This is a genomic window from Aquibium pacificum, assembly GCF_040839445.1.
Taxonomy (GTDB): Bacteria; Pseudomonadota; Alphaproteobacteria; order Rhizobiales; family Rhizobiaceae; genus Aquibium; species Aquibium pacificus.
The window spans coordinates 1-741 of record NZ_JBDPGJ010000028.1; the positions used below are offsets into that span (position 1 = coordinate 1).

Annotated in this window: 1 protein-coding gene; it reads right to left on the reverse strand. The window is 66.5% G+C overall.

All coding sequences use genetic code 11. The features are described 5' to 3' along the window. Positions 1-39: 39 nt before the first annotated feature. A partial coding sequence (locus tag ABGN05_RS30025) for an IS3 family transposase (RefSeq protein ID WP_367957710.1) occupies positions 40-741 on the reverse strand: 702 nt, incomplete at its 5' end.

Below are 741 nucleotides of genomic sequence, written 5' to 3' on the forward strand. Positions count from 1 at the left end.
TGAACCGCGCCGGGTTTGCCGGAGGCCGTTTTGTTTGAGTCACGCCGCCATGGCCGGCTCTTCGAGCATGGCGTAGTATCGTGCCTCGGCTTCGGCCGGCGGGATGTTGCCGATGGGCTCCAGCAGCCGGCGCTTGTTGAACCAGTCGACCCATTCCAGCGTCGCGAACTCGACTGCCTCGAAGGAGCGCCACGGCCCGCGCCGGTGAATGACCTCGGCCTTATAGAGGCCGTTGATCGTCTCGGCGAGCGCGTTTTCGTAGGAATCGCCGACGCTGCCGACCGACGGCTCGACGCCGGCCTCGGCCAGGCGCTCGGTGTATTTGATCGACACGTATTGGCTCCCTCGGTCGCTGTGGTGGATCAGACCGCCGCCATGAACGGGACGCCGGTCATGAAGGGCTTGCTCGAGAGCATCGAGGACGAAGCCGGCATGCGCCGTTCGGCTCGCCCGCCAGCCGACGATCCGGCGGGCATAGGCGTCGATGACGAAAGCCACGTAGACGAAGCCGGCCCAGGTCGCGACATAGGTGAAGTCCGAGACCCACAGCCTGTTCGGTGCCGGGGCATGGAACTCGCGATTGACCTGATCGAGCGGACAGGGGGCGGCCTTGTCGCTGATCGTCGTCTTCACCGGCTTGCCGCGGATCGCCCCTTCGAGGCCCATTTCCCGCATCAGCCGCGAGACGGCGCAGCGGGCGACGTCGAAGCCTTCCCGCCTGAGCTGCCGCCAGACCTTGCG